This is a genomic window from Psychromonas sp. MME1, from assembly GCF_041080865.1.
Taxonomy (GTDB): domain Bacteria; phylum Pseudomonadota; class Gammaproteobacteria; order Enterobacterales; family Psychromonadaceae; genus Psychromonas.
Genome location: NZ_CP160906.1, coordinates 2,279,164 through 2,295,643 on the forward strand (window position 1 = coordinate 2,279,164; position 16,480 = coordinate 2,295,643).

Sequence of the window (16,480 nt, forward strand, 5' to 3'; positions counted from 1 at the left end):
TATGCACGCAACACGTGTATCTAAACAATACAGATAAAAAGGATTTAGAAAATAACTATTATAGTCTAAATAATGATTCTATTGACAAACCTTGTTGGGAAAGGACATCACGTAAACTTCTCAACGCTTCAACCTGAATTTGACGAACGCGCTCCCGTGTTAAGCCAATCTCTTTGCCAACATTCTCTAACGTTGCTGCTTCATAGCCAAGCAGTCCAAATCGTCTCGCTAGTACTTCTCGTTGTTTAGGATTTAGATCTTCTAACCACTCAACAATACGTATCTTCATGTCATCATCTTGTAGCTCATTTTCTGGTGAAGCTTCACTACGATCAGGGATGATATCTAATAGCTCTTTATCAGAATTATTACCAATGGGAATATCAACTGAACTAATTCGTTCATTGAGTTTTAATATATGGGCGACTTCCTTGGCTGATACTCCTAATTTTTCAGCAATATCTTCAGCAGTTGGTTCATGTGTTAAACTGTGGGCAATTTCACGTGCAGTGCGCAAATAAACATTCAATTTTTTTACGATATGGATGGGTAAACGTATGGTGCGAGTTTGATTCATTATGGCACGTTCGATAGTTTGCCTTATCCACCATGTTGCATAGGTGGAGAAACGGAATCCCTTTTCAGGGTCAAATTTTTCAACAGCACGAATTAAACCTAAATTTCCTTCTTCGACTAAATCTAACAGAGACAAGCCCCTGTTGTTATAACGACGGGATATTTTGACCACAAGACGTAAATTACTTTCAATCATTCGCTTACGTGCAACTTCATCACCACGGAGTGAGCGGCGCGCATAATAAATCTCTTCTGCAGCAGTTAATAATGGAGAAAAGCCGATTTCACCAAGGTATAGCTGCGTCGCATCCATTACCTTAAACTGATTATCAACGGTTAATTCTTCAACCTCAGTGTCATCATCAATCAAGTCACTATCATCATCTACTTCGATTATAATATCATCAGCTACTTGCATATTTCACTACCCCTTAATCGATACTTACACTTAACCCATCATTTACTTTTTTTTGATATATATTGAAAAGGCTAACCCTTCATTATTTTTTTATTTAGTTGTTGTTTGCAATTTCGCCTTTGCTATCACTCCCATTGATAGCACCTCTGCTATTCGCTAATAAGGAATAGCTAACAATAAAATCACTCCTTTGAACAACAGTAAAGCAATATCAATTAATTATGTGACCAACAATCCACATTAACGCTTTGGCAAATAACGCTGAGGATCGACAGCCTTACCCCGATAACGGATTTCAAAATGCAGATGAACAGTTTCTGTTCCACTATCCCCCATTGTCGCTATCACCTGCCCAGCCGTCACCTGCTCATTTTCGTTGACCAAGAGTTTTTCATTATGGGCATAGGCACTTAAATAATCGTTATTATGCTTGATAATGATAAGGTTACCGTAACCACGTAACGCGCTACCCGCATAAACAACCAAGCCAGGGGAAGCTACATAAACTGGCGCTCCGCGTTGATTCGATATACTGATACCTTTCATCCCTGCCTGGGAGGAAGAAAATGTTTTACTAAGCTTCCCAGCTGCAGGCCAACGCCAATTGCTTATTTTACCCCCACCTTTGTCATTCACGTTAATTTGACTTGCCTTGGGCTTATTACTGTGCTTATGGTATTCCTTTGCGTTACTTGCAACAACCTTTTCTTTCTTATTTTGTACACGAATCTCACTTACACAACTACTTTTTATTTTCTTTGCTGTAGAGGAAGTTTTTTTCACTGTAGTGACAGTCCCGCTATGGCTCTTTTTAGCTAATGAGGGACGCAGCTTTAAGTTTCTTCCTTGATAAATAGTATAGGGAGCTTTAAGGTTGTTATATTTAGCTATATTATTGACATCCACCCCAGTTTTCCAAGCAATACTGTAAAGTGTATCCCCTGCTTCAACTTTATAATGTGTTGCGTTTTCATAATCACTTGGCTTGTTGACCTGTTTAACCGTTGCGACAGATTCCTTATTTAAGCTCAGGTCAGAGACAGGCGCACGGTGCCCGGATGATGAACACCCAGATATCAACAACAAAAAAGCTAAAACAGGAAACAGCATTGGCATATCAGCTCTTAAGCAAAAAATATAACAACATGGCGAGCACAATTGTTATCCAGCTTAATATATCGATGTACTTACTCAATTTTGCTTCCATTTTTTCTCCACCTAACACCATCAAACCCGCGACAAGAAAGAAACGCAAACCTCGCCCAACTAATGCAGTTAATACAAAAGGAATAAAAGCCATACTCATGACACCCGCTGTAATAGTAAAAACTTTAAAGGGGATGGGTGTAAAACTGGCGATAAAAACAATCATAACCCCCCAGTATGAAAACCACTCCTGTGCCGTTTGCATCTTGCTTTGATACTGCATAAACTCGATAAATGGCAATACAACGGGCTCATATAAAGCATGACCAATATAATAACCCAATGCCCCACCAAGCACAGAAAATAAGGTCGCCCCAAGTGCATAACGCCACGCTAATTTAGGCTTAGCCAACGCCATCGGTGCCAGCATAATATCAACGGGTATTGGCCAAAAAATAGACTCGACAAACGCTGTCAAATATAAATAATATGGCGCATATTTATGTTTAGACCATGTCATAACCTTGCTATACAGTGGTGAAAATATTTTCATTTTTTCTCTTTTCAAGTAAATTTAAAATTGTTAAGTTGATGATATTAATAGGAACAAATAGCTCACCTAATTTAATGACTATTCACTCAGATAACAAATTATTCACGTATTAACTCTCGTAATACACTCGTTGCATAACAACCCGAGGGTAAATAAAAATCGATTTTGACACTCGTATCATTAAGCCAAGTCGATGATAATTCTTCAGGTATTAGTAACAACGGTCGCCGTTCCTGTTTTAAACCATTTTTAGCTAATCCGGCCTGTATCGCTTGATAATTCAATAATTTTTTTAATTCATAGGTTTGCGCATCTTCCTGAGAGGTTAAGTCACCGGCCCCCCACAACGGGGCGGTCAAACAGACCTCGCGATCCAGTAAACGTTGCAAGGTACTTGGCTGAAGATCTAATAATGGAAAAAAAGATCGATTAGCGACAAATTGAACACAATCGCCCAATAAAGGCTGATTATATAAACCATCCTTAATACGTTCAGAAACAACATGATTGAACAGATAGCTACGTGCGGCACTCAAATAGATACCACGCTTAAAGCGGTCTTTTATTTTTCGACCTAAAAACATCTGCATAGCGGCATTGATATTATGTCCCGCATAACCAAAACGTTGCTTACCAAAATAGTTCGGTACGCCGTTTTTAACGTTGAGTAATGCGCTATCTAAGGCTTCTTTATCACTTATTTCACGTAAAATAATCGTAAAGTAATTTCCAGCTAGTGCGCCCGTTCTTATTTTTTTATTGTGGCGAAGCACCTTGAGTATGGTCACCCCGGGTAATTCGAACTGCGAAAAATCGGGGCTTAATTTTCCGGGGATATGTAATGAAAACCACTGTTTAGTGACACCTTGGCGATCTTTTAAACCGGCATAACTCACATCACGCGCAGGAATTGCTGCAAACTTTGCAAGTTGCTTAGCAACATATTCTGTATTTTCTCCCGTTTTTTCAATCCACAAACAGACATGTTCACCTTCGCCAGTTAATTCAAAACCCAGTTTTTCTTCTACATAAAAATCACTGCAAGATGCTTTGAAAATACCTGAACTTTTTGGTAACCCGTATAAATAGCTAAAATTTAAACTAAATTGTGGAACTTCTATTTCACTCATTTTGACTCTTCATTGGTTATTTTACTCACTAATACAACAGCATGAGAAGCGATGCCTTCCTTTCTGCCAATCGTACCCAGTTTTTCTGTGGTGGTCGCTTTAACATTAATATTGCAAATTTGAGTTTCTAATAAAGCCGCTATTTGTTCTCGCATTGCGTAAATATGGGGAGCCATTTTAGGCATTTCGGCAATAATAGTAAGATCTACATTGCCAATTTTGTAACCATTAGCTTTAACTTCAGAGAAAACCCTTTGTAATAATTTACGACTATCAATACCTGCATAGGCAGGATCATTATCGGGAAAATGATGGCCAATATCGCCCAGCGCTAAAGCCCCCAAAAGCGCATCGCACAGTGCATGCAATGCTACATCTCCATCTGAATGAGCGAGTAGACCACTATGATAAGGTATTTGCACACCAGCTATGGTTATTGGCCCTTCACCGCCAAATTTATGCACATCAATACCATGGCCAATACGAATCATGATAGCTCCTTTTATTAATTACTGTGTAAGGTATAACTCGGCTAGTTTTAAATCTTCTTGCCGAGTAACTTTGATATTATCGCCACGCCCCTCGACGATGCCAACGGGTATTCCCGCCAACTCTAATGCAGAAGCTTCGTCGGTGATTTTGTCAAGATTATCCGCGGCTTTAATGGCTGCAATTAATAATCGATTATTAAACATCTGCGGGGTTAGCGCGTGCCAGAGATGGGTGCGTTCAACGGTCTTAATGATATTTCCCTGTGCATCGGTGCGTTTCATTGTATCGCGCACAGATGTTGCCAAAATAGCACCTTGCTGAGAACAACAAACATGGTCGATCAAGCTATCAATATCTCCTCGAGTAATACACGGCCGAGCAGCATCATGCACTAAGACATAGGCATCTTGGTCAATTAGCTGTAATGCTGAAAGCACCGAGTCAACGCGTTCAGCTCCCCCTTCTACTAATTGTATTTTACAGTGAGTAGCAATAGGCAAATTGACAAACCATGTATCGTTTTTTGCTATAGAGACGACAACTTGATGAATATCGGGATGATCAAGAAAAGGTTGTATACTGTGTTCAACAATCGTTTTACCTAATAAAGTTAAATACTGCTTAGGAATAGCGGCACCAACACGCTTACCAATACCAGCGGCTGCGATAACCGCAACTAAATTAGTTTTATGCATTTTTTTCTCGATATTGATGACATTCATTAATCTTCTTTAGGAACAATGCGGAAAAACGTTTCCCCCTCTTTAACTAATCCTAATTCATTGCGAGCACGCTCTTCAATGGCCTGATGACCCTGCTTTAAATCTTCAATTTCCGAGAACATCATTTGATTACGTTGCATTAACTGCTCCGTATCAGCCTTGATTAAAGCCACTTCTTTTTCCAACCTGTAGTTATCTTGCAACCCATTCTTGCAAAACCATAAGTGATACTGCTGTAGTGCGAATAAACAAATAAGTAGCAATACAAATAATTTCATGAACTCAAGGACTCCAATAATGCCTACCTCTACCTACAAAGATCTATTCTCACATATATAGCCATGGTACTTCAATATGCAAAGTCAGCAAGAAAAAGCGTATCAATATGCGAATTACAAAGTAAAAGTCTAGTATCCTACATCGAGATTTTATCACAAAGCAGAGGGAGAGCTCTTTGCTTGCTCTGCGGGAGCCTGCAACAGACAACGTATCTTGAGGTAACATGGAAATATCTGAACAGATAAGTTGTATCGCTTTAGCAATAGGACTGCAATATATTGCACCATCTAGCTATTAATTCTTGTTTTTGTGACATTTAATAAACATTAAATATAAAAGTGTACTAAAGTAGTGCCATTGTTAACTCCCCATCTCCCAACTCAGTTTATTTTTTGTTGTGTGTCGCTCAAAGTTTCGCAAAAGTTCCGCAAAGATTTTATTATATTAATAAAAGTGTGACGAACGTCGTAGCCATAAGGAAACTTCCACACATATAATGCGCTCAAGTTAATTGGAACTTCAATTACCATTTTAATTGTTATCCCAGCTAACTCACTCTAAAGAATTAGAGTGATGGATATTTAAATATAATAAATAATGGAATCAAAGGAATAATTATGAAAATCAAAACTCTTTCGGCTGCGGTAGCAGTTGCATTGTTGTCAGCTAGCGCATCAGCGGTAGATTTCAACGGTTATATGCGTGCAGGTATCGGCCAAAATACAGATGGCGGCAATCAAGTTTGTGCTCAAGCAAACGGTGCTCCAACTAAATACCGTCTTGGTAACGAATGTGAATCTTACTTAGAACTTGGTCTAGGACAAGATTTATATGAAAAAGATGGTAAAAAATTCCGTCTAAACACTATGGTTGCGATTAAAGCAGGTAATGGTGCAGATTGGCAGGATACTCGTGACGGTGGTCATGGTGATGAGATCTTAGCAGATGATTCAAATCCTTGGGGTAATGCTGCATTTGCATTCCGTCAAGCAAATGTTGAATATACTAACGAAGCTGGTACTAAAGTTTGGGCTGGTAAAAAATACTACCAACGTCATGATATCCACTGGTTAGACTTCTACTACTGGAATACATCTGGTTACGGGGGCGGTGTTGAAAACTTCAAAATTAACGATCAATTAGGCACACTATCTGCTGCATGGTTACGTGTAGTGACTAACGATGGCGGCCCATCTGGTAACGAAGACAAAGTTAACCAATACAACACAAACAATATCGACCTACGTTGGGCTGGTATTCAAATGTGGAAAGATGCTTCATTAGAATTAGGTGCAAACATTTCGTTCCTACAATTACTGATGAGCAAGATAAAGCTGGTCTGAATGATGACACTGGTACATTATTGACTGCTGAATATACCCAAGGTGGTATTTTAGGTGGCTTTAACAAATTCACTGTTCAATATGCAGATGGCGCTTCAGCTCATGAACTAATGAGCAACCACTCAGGCTCTTACTTCGGCGCTTGGATGGATAAAGATTCTAGCGGTTACCGTATTATCGACTGGGGTGTGATCCAACTTAGTGACAAAATTGAAATGGGCTACAACGCGATTTACGCACAAGTAGACTACAAAGGCGACAACGACCATAAATGGACTTCTGTAGGTATCCGTCCAGTGTACAAATGGTCTGATACAATGAAATCAATCATCGAAATTGGTTACGACAGTACTGACAACCCAGACTGGGGTCAAAAAGAAGATCTAACTAAAGTTACTTTTGCTCAAGCTTTAACTGCGGGTAGCAGCTTCTGGGCTCGTCCAGAACTTCGTGCCTATGTAACTTATGCTAAATCTGATGATGACAACAAATTCCGTGAAGGCAGAGACAAAAACATTAGTGTTGGTCTTCAAGCTGAAGCTTGGTGGTAATCCACACTGTTTACAGGCTTGAATTATAAGCCTGTGATTTCAATTAAACCCTTATCAGGCAACTGTTAAGGGTTTTTTTCTGTCTTGTAAAGCTGCAACTCGCTTATGCACCAGACTTCTTAGACTTCCAAAATAACAGTTTGCTTTCTAATTGTGGAAAAAAAGGATGGATGAATAACTTATAGCTGGTGATCCCCCCTACTATCGCTTTGATAACAACCATTTGCTCAATACCTAAAAGATAATAAGCAAAACCACCAACAAAAGCAGAGGTCAGCATAAACAGTTGAAAAATGCGTAATCTTTTAACGCTTAATGCAATGAGTATTAGTGCAAAATCAACCCAAGTCAGCAGTAAGCCCAATGATGGATTAGCCAAATAATCGTTAATAGCAAAGTGGGTGAAATAGCCGATGCCAAGTATCATTAGGGCCAATAAAATGTAGGTCACTTTTTTAGGTGTATTAGTGAAATCACAAATATAGCGATAGAAGGTAACACTTCCAACGACCAAATTCAGTAATACCTTGGGCATGACACCAATCATGAATCCCCATACCACATCGTTAGCAACTGACAAAAAAGACGCCAACCGCATATTTTTCATGCCATTAAATAACAACAATAAAATATAAAAAGCAACACTTGTCCAACCGAGTACTTCGACAATGATATTCATATACATTTCCATGAAAAAAAACCAAAAAAAATCCCCGCCGTAGCGGGGATTACTATGAAATTAATCAAGCGCAGTAATTAGTAATTACTGACCTTTAACTTCTTTAAGACCGTTGAAAGGTGCTTTTGCGCCTAACTCTTCTTCGATACGGATTAGTTGGTTGTATTTAGCAACACGGTCACTACGGCTCATTGAACCAGTTTTGATTTGACCTGCTGCAGTACCAACGGCTAGATCAGCAATTGTTGCATCTTCAGTTTCACCAGAACGGTGAGAGATAACAGCTGTATAACCTGCATCTTTAGCCATTTTGATTGCTGCTAACGTTTCAGTTAAAGAACCAATTTGGTTAAATTTAATCAGGATTGAGTTAGCAATACCATTGTCGATACCACGCTTAAGGATCTTAGTATTTGTTACGAATAGATCGTCACCAACTAATTGAATTTTATCACCCATTAGTTTAGTTTGGTGCGCGAAACCATCCCAATCAGACTCGTCAAGACCGTCTTCGATAGATACGATTGGGTATTGGTTAGCAAGATCTTGTAGGTAGAAGTTAAATTCTTCAGAAGTAAAGATTTTACCTTCGCCTTTCATGTTGTAGTTACCCGCTTCTTTGTCGTAGAACTCAGATGCAGCACAGTCCATCGCTAATGTAACGTCTTTACCTAGTACGTAACCAGCAGCTTCAACAGCTTCTTTGATTGCAGCTAGTGCAGCAGCATTAGACTCAAGGTTAGGAGCAAAACCACCTTCATCACCAACAGCAGTGCTTAGGCCTTTAGCTTTTAATACTTTAGCTAGGTTATGGAATATTTCAGCACCGATACGTAGTGCTTCTTTAAGTGTTGGAGCGCCAACTGGTTGAATCATGAATTCTTGGATATCAACGTTGTTATCAGCGTGCTCACCACCATTGATGATGTTCATCATTGGAAGAGGCATAGAGTAAACACCAGAAGTACCGTTTAAGTCAGCAATGTGAGCATATAAAGGAACTTTCTTAGAAATTGCAGCTGCTTTAGCATTTGCAAGAGAAACAGCTAGGATTGCATTCGCGCCAAAGTTAGCTTTGTTTTCAGTACCATCTAAATCGATCATGATTTGATCTAGTTCAGCTTGTGCAAGTGCATCTTTACCTACTAATGCATCTGCGATTGGACCGTTAACAGCAGCAACTGCTTTAAGTACACCTTTACCTAGAAAACGTGCTTTATCACCGTCACGTAATTCTAACGCTTCACGAGAACCAGTTGATGCGCCTGAAGGAGCTGCAGCACGACCCATAGAGCCGTCAGCTAGATAAACATCAGCTTCAATAGTTGGGTTACCACGTGAATCAATGATTTCGCGAGCAAGTACTTTTACGATAGTAGACATAATTGTTCCTTTAGATTGTATTAAAAAATAATATTAAAAATTTATTTATGTGACCTAGCAACACGTTATGCTGCGAATTTAAACAAAACAAAGTGATCTGGTCAACAAAAACTATTTAAATCGACCCTGTTGATGATCTATCGCAGCTTTTATGAATCCTTTGAACAAAGGATGCCCATCTCGAGGTGTAGAAGTGAACTCGGGGTGGAACTGCGCAGCAACAAACCAAGGGTGATTAGGGTTTTCAATAATCTCAACTAACTTTTTATCTTCCGATAGCCCAGTTATTGCTAATCCAGCCTTTTCTATAATAGGCAAAAGATTATTATTTACTTCATAACGGTGACGATGACGCTCGAATATCTCTAAATTAGCGTACATTGCAGCAACCTTAGACCCTTCTTTGAGGTGACATAGTTGCGCACCAACGCGCATTGTACCACCTAAATCAGAATTTTCTGAACGCTGTTCAATTTCACCTGTTTTATCTATCCATTCTGTTATTAAGCCAACAACGGGTTGCTCAGTATCGGCTTTAAATTCGGTGGAGTGTGCATTTTTAAGGCCAGCAACATTTCGAGCAAACTCAATTAACGCAACTTGCATACCTAAACAAATACCAAGGTAAGGTATTTTGTTTTCACGCGCATATTTTGCCGCCAATATTTTACCTTCAATGCCACGCTCTCCAAATCCACCCGGTACGAGTATTGCGTCAACACCTTCTAAAATAGAGATTCCACGAACTTCAACATCCTGTGAATCGATATATTTAATTTTAACTGAAGCCGCATTTTTTAAACCACCATGTTTTAATGCTTCATTCACCGATTTATATGCATCAGGTAACTCGGTATATTTACCGACCATACCAATCACAACTTCATGGGAGGTATTCGCTTCTTCAGAAACAACTTGCTCCCATTCACTTAGGTCAGCTTCTGGGCACGCTAAACCAAATCGTTCAATACAAATTTGATCTAATCCCTGCGACTTAAGCAATGCGGGAATTTTGTAAATTGAATCAACATCACGCAGGGAAATAACCGACTTCTCTTGAACATTACAAAATAACGCTATTTTAGCGCGTTCATTAACTGGAATGCTCACTTCAGAGCGACAAACTAAAATATCAGGCTGAATACCTAAACTACGTAACTCTTTTACAGAGTGTTGTGTCGGTTTAGTTTTGACTTCGCCAGCGGTTTTTAAATAAGGCAATAGCGTTAGATGCATATACATGGCGTTAGCTTGACCGACTCTTAACCCCAATTGGCGAATGGCTTCTAAAAAGGGTTGCGATTCAATATCGCCAACGGTACCACCTAACTCAACAATAGTGACATCATGCCCTTCACCACCAGCAATAATGCGATCTTGAATCTCATTGGTAATATGTGGGATAACCTGAATAGTTGCCCCCAAATAATCGCCTCGACGCTCCTTTGCCAACACCTCAGAATAAACTCTGCCCGTTGTAAAGTTATTACGCTTAGTCATTTTAGTGCGAATAAAACGTTCGTAATGACCTAAATCCAGATCCGTCTCAGCGCCATCATCCGTGACAAATACTTCACCATGTTGAATAGGGCTCATTGTGCCTGGATCAACATTAATATAGGGATCAAGTTTCATAATCGTGACATCTAAACCACGCGCTTCGAGAATAGCGGCTAAAGAGCCTGCGGCAATGCCTTTACCTAGCGATGAAACCACACCACCAGTTACGAAAATATATTTTGTCGTCATAGTAACCCTGAGATATTAGGAATTAAAAAAGAAATTTTATTTACTCATTAAAAGAGATAAAGATACAAACACAAAAAAACACCAACTTAAAGATAATTGCTGGTTTTCGCTACTGGCATCAATTTACTGTAATTATAAATGAGAATTTAGGACATTTAGATGGGAATACAGTATAGCAAGCGCGCTTATTTTCGACAATCTTTTATAACAGATTCACTGAAAATAGAATAATTAACGGTAAACCGCACCAATATTGTAGCTGGAGGGGAAATAGCATCAACGAAGCGCTAGAATCGCGCTATATCATGAAAAATCAACATCTTGAAATTGATAAAACAACGCAATAAAAAACATCTTATTATACAATATCAATATTATAGAAAGTGGCTATATGGTTATTTTTTTAACTTGCTCCCAAATAGCATCTAATTCTTCTAAGGAACATTCCTGCATCCGCTTCCCCTGAGCCATCACTTCTATTTCAACCAAGCGAAAACGCTTTTCAAATTTACTGTTAGCTTGTCTCAACACCTGCTCAGGGTTGCATTTTAGATGCCGCACTAAGTTGACATTAGCAAATAATAGATCGCCAAGCTCATCTTCTATACGTAACTGTTTTTGTTGCTCACTTAAATCTTTGCGCTGAACTTCCACCAATACTTCATCAAGCTCTTCTTTAATTTTATCAACAACCGGAGCTAAATCATGCCAATCAAAACCGACATGAGCACAACGTTTTTGAATTTTATAGCTGCGGTTTAATGCTGGCAACGCCATTGGAATATTATCTAAAACACTTTTTGGTTTATTCTCTAAGCTTGCTTTTTTCGCTCGCTCCTTCTCCTTTTCTCTCTCCCAATTGGCATGAATTTCCGCTTCATTTGCAAATTCCGCAGCACTAAAAACATGGGGATGACGACGCACCAATTTTTCGTTTAAGGTTGAGATAATCTCATCAAAGTCAAACAGACCTTGTTCTTTTGCGAGTTGTGCGTAAAAAACAACTTGAAAAAGTAAATCTCCCAACTCCCCTTTCAACTCATTGAAATCTTTCTGCTCGATGGCATCCGCTACCTCATAGGCCTCTTCAATAGTATGAGGCACAATCGATGTAAATGTTTGTTTGGCATCCCAGGGGCAGCCTGTTTCAGGATCGCGCAATTGTTGCATGATCTTTAACAGGGATGATAAATTTGAAGAAGCCATGACTATTCCTTATGTTTTACACCCCATCAAGGCGTTTTTATTTGCTGCGCTAACTGCGCTATTTTTTTACACATGCCAGTCAGTAACAATTTATGCCACGGAGCAAAAAAGTACCAATAGACTAAACCCCAAATCCCAGCAGGATGCCAGTATAATGCAATTTTAAGAATGCTACGATCTGCGCGATCGGGATCAATTGTTATTTGCATTCCACCGCCACCGGGGGCCTTCATACCAAAACGCATCACTAAACAACGCCTTTCTTCGACGCTGAGTATTGTCCATGAATCTATTCGATCCCCCACTTTTAGCTGCGAGCTATCGGTTCGACCATGATGACGCCCATCACCACCGCACAGGTAATCAATCCACTCTCGTAATGCCCAAAGGCTATTAAAATAAAAATAGCGATGTTCACCACCGAGTAAATTGATAACCTGCCAAATTTGCTCAGGGCTAGCTTGAATGGTGATACTATTTTTTGCACTTTTAGCATAAAAACCATGTAGCGATGAAAAATTACGAAAGGCAGGAACACCATCTTCCCAACGCTCTGGATAGGATAATATCTGTTCTTGTTTGAAAACATCATCAATGGCTTGCTCAACGCTAATTAATGACTGCGGTATGAGTTTACGTAATGACTCAGGGCGGGCCTGAAGTTGCTCTGCTAACCGGCAATTAGTGACTTTGCTAAATTTTGCGGCACCGACGTTACCACCCCTAACACCGTACACGCTACCCGTATTGGCAGACCGGGAATGGCAATTATCTTTATATTTTTATTAAATTTTTTAGCGATTTTAAGCATCAACTGTCGGTAACTCAACCATTGCGGTCCTGCTGCGTCAAGTATCATCCCTGCGGTTTCCGGCATGTCAGCTAATTTAACCAAATAATGAAGCACGTTGACCAACGCGATGGGAGGCGCTTGTGTCTCTATGGCGTTAGGAACCAAGGCGAAAGGCATATGACCAACCATATCACGCATCACTTCAAAGGCGGCAGAGCCCGGTGCAATAATAATCCCTGCGCGCAACTCTGTTACAGCAATACCACTAGATGATAATGCCTCGCCAGTGGCAATGCGCGCAAGCATATGGTCAGATTTAGGCCGAGCTGAAACTAAACTGCCTAAATAGATAATACGGTTAACCCCTGCACTAGCTGCTGCATGGGCAAGGTTTCTAGCCGCAATAACTTCCTTACTTGTATGCGTCTGCCCATCACTCATTGCGTGCATTAAATAATAGATTAATTCAACCCCATCTAAAGCTGGCGGTATTGAATCATAATAAAGCAAATTGAGCGTGAAGCGACGACAAACCGAATCAGGCCAAGGTGCAATTTTACTGGCATAGCGCGAAGATATTGCTACTTGATGTCCCGCGGCTAATAACTCAGGTACTAATTTTCTCCCCACCGTTCCTAGCGCACCTATCACTAATATTTTCATCTAACGACTCCCGCTTTTAAAAGCATGCTGCAATAAATAAGCTTACGCTAACATCTGCAATATCTTTTTTAATGCGCTAATAAAATGTTCAGCTTCCCGTAAGGTATTATACATTGAAAAAGAAACTCTCACGCTGCCATTGCAATTTAATATTGCCATTAATGGCATGGCACAATGAGAACCACTGCGCACCGCAATACCTTGAGCATCTAATAACATGGCGATATCAGCGGGGTGTTCACCCTGCACCGTAAAGCTCAATGCTCCTGATTTTTGCTCACCTTGGGCAAAAACGGTGATACCTTTTATTTTCACCAATTCATTTTCTGTAAACACAAGCAAAGCCTGTTCGTGGGCTTTTAATTGTTGCCTATCATACTGTTGTATAAAATCAATCGCAGCACCTAAACCGATAACCCCTGCAATATTGGGCGTGCCCGCTTCAAACTTGAAGGGCAGATCATTATAAATGGTTTGCGTAAAAGTAACGCTTTTAATCATCTCTCCACCGCCCTGCCACGGTGGCAAACTTTCTAATAAATGCAGCTTGCCATACACTACACCGACGCCCGTTGGAGCAAATAGCTTATGCCCAGAAAAAACATAAAAATCACAATTTATATCTTGTACATCAACCACTTCATGCGCAACCGCTTGCGCGCCATCAATAATAACTTGCGCAGCAACTTGGTGGGCTAAAAAGGTGATCTCTTTAACGGGGTTAATTACACCTAATGCATTAGAAATATGGCTAACAGAGACAAGTTTAGTCTTATCATTTAGTAATGACTTATAGGCATCCATATCTAAACAATGCTGTTTATCAAGGGGGATCACTTTTAGGACAACGCCAATTGACTCAACCAACATTTGCCATGGAACAATATTCGCGTGATGTTCAAGCTCACTGATAATTATTTCATCACCTGCTCGTAACCCTTTGGCTAACGTATTAGCTAATAAGTTAAGCCCCTCGGTCGTCCCCTTCGTCCAAATGATTTCTTTGCTATTTTGAGCATTAATGAAGGTCGCTACTTTTTCGCGTACCGCTTCAAAGCGCATCGTTGCGCGGTTACTCAGTTGGTGACTAGCACGGTGAACGTTGGCATTATCATTAGCATAATAGGAGGTGATTGCATCAATAACGGCCTGCGGTTTTTGGGTCGTAGCGGCATTATCGAGATAGATCAAAGGGTGATCATTAATGGTTTGCTGTAGGGCAGGAAACTGCAAACGCAATTGTTCAATAGAAAATGTAGATTCAACCAAGGTAAACACTCACTTACAATCTAAGAAGGCTATCAGCAGTTAGAAATCACAACCGATAGCCAACAACAGCCTTTAGCCATTTCGCCCTTCAACCATTAGACGTTTCATTTCACTCACTGCGTTAGCAAAGCCATCAACTAGCGCACGAGCAACAATCGCATGACCAATATTCAGTTCGATGATTTCTGGCAATGCCGCAATAGGTTTCACATTATGATAGTTTAAACCATGCCCTGCATTCACTTTTAAACCAACTTGGTGTGCGTAGGTAGCCGCTTTAGCAACACGCTCTAATTCCGATTCTTGAATCGCTTCGCTGGTTGCATCGGCATATTGACCCGTATGTAATTCGATATAGGCAGCGCCCGTTTTAAACGCTGCATCTATCTGCGCATTTTCAGGGTCAATAAACAAAGAGACCTGAATACCAGCCGCATTTAAACGGGCGACGGCACTGGCGATATTAGTAAAAGAGCCAATCACATCTAACCCCCCTTCAGTGGTTAACTCTTCACGTTTTTCTGGTACTAAACAGACAAAGGCTGGTTTGGTTTTAATGGCAATATCAACCATTTCATCGGTTACCGCCATCTCTAAATTCATTCGTGTTTGTAATGTCTGTGCTAACACTTCAACATCACGGTCGATAATATGGCGGCGATCTTCACGTAAATGGATCGTGATACCATCGGCACCCGCACATTCGGCTACAGCAGCTAAATGGGCAGGCTCTGGATAGCAAGTCCCACGCGCGTTGCGCAATGTGGCGATATGATCAATGTTTACACCTAATAAAATCTTACTCATTGCTACGTTGTCCTTTTATTTCGCCGCAAATAAACTGCGGCTATGTAATGGTTTGCCACCCAATAGGTGGGCTAATGCTTGACGACAAAAACGTTTTGCCGTGTGTAAAATAGTCGGGCTAGAAAAATCTCGATTAGCCAATGCGAGTATCTCTTCACCTTTATAGACTTGATCTTTTTTATGAATCGCTTGTTTAGCGAAAAAACCTGCCTGTTGCTGATATTGATATTCATAACCCGCTTCGATTAATTCACCACTGTAAATATCTTCATGAAAATTAACACCATAACCTAAATTTTCTAATAGGCTAAATTCAAAACGACGTAATGTAATTTGTGGGTTACCTGCCGCAGCGATTTCTAGCAATGTCTGCTGATAAGCTGTAAATAAACCATCACAGGAAGTTTCAGCCTCTAGAAGGCGGTATAATAATTCATTAATATACATTGCTAAATAGAGGCGATCACCACTTAATGGCACGACCTGAGTAATGGCCTCAATGGACTTAACCGTTTTTAAACTGCCACGTCCAAAATAACTCACTTGTAGCAGGGTAAAAGGTTGCGCCATACCGCGTTTCATACGCGAACTACTACGCGCCCCCTTATACACTAAACTCACTTTCCCTACATCTTGGCAGAACAGATCAATTAATTGACTGGTTTCACCGTAGGGGCGTCGATGTAGAATAAAAGCTTGATGAGACTCAATTGACATAGTA

18 protein-coding genes are annotated in these 16,480 nt (G+C 40.1%); 2 read left to right on the plus strand and 16 right to left on the minus strand.

Features of this window, described 5'->3' with window-relative positions:
- Positions 1 to 58 precede the first annotated feature (58 nt).
- From rpoS to ftsB, 7 genes are all read right to left on the minus strand, one after another.
- On the minus strand, positions 59 to 994 hold the full coding sequence (gene rpoS, locus AB2N10_RS10400) for an RNA polymerase sigma factor RpoS (protein ID WP_354623507.1): 936 nt from the start codon (positions 992 to 994) through the stop codon (positions 59 to 61).
- Between the two features lie 240 nt (positions 995 to 1,234).
- Positions 1,235 to 2,110 (minus strand): peptidoglycan DD-metalloendopeptidase family protein, encoded by an 876-nt coding sequence (locus AB2N10_RS10405; protein WP_369433814.1) that lies wholly within the window; start codon positions 2,108 to 2,110, stop codon positions 1,235 to 1,237.
- 1 nt (position 2,111) lies between these two features.
- On the minus strand, positions 2,112 to 2,693 hold the full coding sequence (locus tag AB2N10_RS10410; RefSeq protein ID WP_354623509.1) for a YqaA family protein: 582 nt from the start codon (positions 2,691 to 2,693) through the stop codon (positions 2,112 to 2,114).
- 98 nt (positions 2,694 to 2,791) lie between these two features.
- Entirely contained in the window at positions 2,792 to 3,823 is a 1,032-nt protein-coding gene (truD, locus tag AB2N10_RS10415; RefSeq protein WP_369433815.1) for a tRNA pseudouridine(13) synthase TruD, read from the minus strand.
- Positions 3,820 to 4,314 (minus strand): 2-C-methyl-D-erythritol 2,4-cyclodiphosphate synthase, encoded by a 495-nt coding sequence (ispF, locus tag AB2N10_RS10420; RefSeq protein ID WP_354623512.1) that lies wholly within the window; start codon positions 4,312 to 4,314, stop codon positions 3,820 to 3,822. The genes truD and ispF overlap by 4 nt, the downstream gene beginning before the upstream one ends.
- A gap of 18 nt (positions 4,315 to 4,332) precedes the next feature.
- The gene (gene ispD / locus AB2N10_RS10425) at positions 4,333 to 5,037 is read right to left on the minus strand and encodes a 2-C-methyl-D-erythritol 4-phosphate cytidylyltransferase (protein ID WP_369433816.1); all 705 of its coding nucleotides are present in this window, start codon (positions 5,035 to 5,037) and stop codon (positions 4,333 to 4,335) included.
- On the minus strand, positions 5,037 to 5,315 hold the full coding sequence (ftsB, locus tag AB2N10_RS10430; protein ID WP_369433817.1) for a cell division protein FtsB: 279 nt from the start codon (positions 5,313 to 5,315) through the stop codon (positions 5,037 to 5,039). The genes ispD and ftsB overlap by 1 nt, the downstream gene beginning before the upstream one ends.
- Before the next feature lie 618 nt (positions 5,316 to 5,933).
- Between ftsB and AB2N10_RS10435 the strand changes: the two genes are divergently transcribed.
- Both AB2N10_RS10435 and AB2N10_RS10440 read left to right on the plus strand, forming a co-directional pair.
- Positions 5,934 to 6,659: a carbohydrate porin gene (locus AB2N10_RS10435; RefSeq protein WP_369433818.1), complete on the plus strand. Its 726-nt coding sequence runs from the start codon at positions 5,934 to 5,936 to the stop codon at positions 6,657 to 6,659.
- 20 nt (positions 6,660 to 6,679) lie between these two features.
- Positions 6,680 to 7,210 (plus strand): carbohydrate porin, encoded by a 531-nt coding sequence (locus AB2N10_RS10440; RefSeq protein ID WP_369433819.1) that lies wholly within the window; start codon positions 6,680 to 6,682, stop codon positions 7,208 to 7,210.
- Between the two features lie 103 nt (positions 7,211 to 7,313).
- Here the strand turns inward: AB2N10_RS10440 and AB2N10_RS10445 are convergent, their stop codons facing one another.
- The 9 genes from AB2N10_RS10445 to recO form a co-directional block, all read right to left on the minus strand.
- Complete coding sequence (locus AB2N10_RS10445; protein ID WP_354623516.1) at positions 7,314 to 7,889, minus strand: phosphopyruvate hydratase; 576 nt, start codon at positions 7,887 to 7,889, stop codon at positions 7,314 to 7,316.
- A gap of 84 nt (positions 7,890 to 7,973) precedes the next feature.
- Positions 7,974 to 9,272 carry a phosphopyruvate hydratase gene (gene eno, locus AB2N10_RS10450; protein ID WP_354623517.1) on the minus strand — a complete coding sequence of 433 codons (1,299 nt, stop codon included), beginning with the start codon at positions 9,270 to 9,272 and terminating at the stop codon, positions 7,974 to 7,976.
- Between the two features lie 111 nt (positions 9,273 to 9,383).
- Entirely contained in the window at positions 9,384 to 11,021 is a 1,638-nt protein-coding gene (locus AB2N10_RS10455) for a CTP synthase (protein ID WP_354623518.1), read from the minus strand.
- A gap of 387 nt (positions 11,022 to 11,408) precedes the next feature.
- Positions 11,409 to 12,227 carry a nucleoside triphosphate pyrophosphohydrolase gene (gene mazG / locus AB2N10_RS10460; RefSeq protein ID WP_354623519.1) on the minus strand — a complete coding sequence of 273 codons (819 nt, stop codon included), beginning with the start codon at positions 12,225 to 12,227 and terminating at the stop codon, positions 11,409 to 11,411.
- A 26-nt stretch (positions 12,228 to 12,253) separates the two neighbouring features.
- Positions 12,254 to 12,964 (minus strand): DUF2867 domain-containing protein, encoded by a 711-nt coding sequence (locus tag AB2N10_RS10465; protein ID WP_369433820.1) that lies wholly within the window; start codon positions 12,962 to 12,964, stop codon positions 12,254 to 12,256.
- Entirely contained in the window at positions 12,898 to 13,683 is a 786-nt protein-coding gene (locus AB2N10_RS10470) for an NAD(P)H-binding protein (RefSeq protein WP_369433821.1), read from the minus strand. The genes AB2N10_RS10465 and AB2N10_RS10470 overlap by 67 nt, the downstream gene beginning before the upstream one ends.
- A 42-nt stretch (positions 13,684 to 13,725) precedes the next feature.
- The gene (locus AB2N10_RS10475; protein ID WP_354623522.1) at positions 13,726 to 14,952 is read right to left on the minus strand and encodes a cysteine desulfurase; all 1,227 of its coding nucleotides are present in this window, start codon (positions 14,950 to 14,952) and stop codon (positions 13,726 to 13,728) included.
- Positions 14,953 to 15,024: 72 nt separating this feature from the next.
- Positions 15,025 to 15,759, minus strand: a complete 735-nt coding sequence (pdxJ, locus tag AB2N10_RS10480; RefSeq protein ID WP_354623523.1) for a pyridoxine 5'-phosphate synthase — start codon at positions 15,757 to 15,759, stop codon at positions 15,025 to 15,027.
- Between the two features lie 15 nt (positions 15,760 to 15,774).
- Entirely contained in the window at positions 15,775 to 16,476 is a 702-nt protein-coding gene (recO, locus tag AB2N10_RS10485; RefSeq protein ID WP_354623524.1) for a DNA repair protein RecO, read from the minus strand.
- Positions 16,477 to 16,480: the final 4 nt, after the last annotated feature.